Origin of the sequence: Achromobacter sp. SIMBA_011, from assembly GCF_046535435.1 — a bacterium.
GTDB classification, from domain to species: Bacteria; Pseudomonadota; Gammaproteobacteria; order Burkholderiales; family Burkholderiaceae_B; genus Achromobacter; species Achromobacter dolens.
This window is the reverse complement of record NZ_JAWRWN010000732.1, coordinates 1-259: the sequence shown is the minus strand read 5'-3', so window position 1 is coordinate 259 and position 259 is coordinate 1. Positions and strand designations below refer to the sequence as shown.

General features: G+C 32.0%; 1 protein-coding gene. It reads left to right on the top strand.

All coding sequences use genetic code 11. The features are described 5' to 3' along the window. Nucleotides 1–259 (top strand): Bro-N domain-containing protein (locus SB816_RS32900; protein ID WP_410548368.1); only part of this gene is annotated, 259 nt, incomplete at both ends.

Here is a 259-nt window from a genome sequence, read left to right as displayed (position 1 = left end):
ATTCTTGGTAGTCGCAAACCTGAAGCGAAACAATTCAAACGATGGATCACACATGATGTATTACCAGCAATTCGTAAAAACGGAATGTATATCTCGGAAGATGCTACAAGAGAACAGAAACTATTCAATTACGATTTATTAGAAGAGACTTTTAAAAATTGTGGAATTGAAAATCTGCATGAACTTTATAAGGAATGTGTGGATTATTACAAAGAGAATAAAATTCGCTTAGATTATAAAAGAAGCTCAAAACATCGAA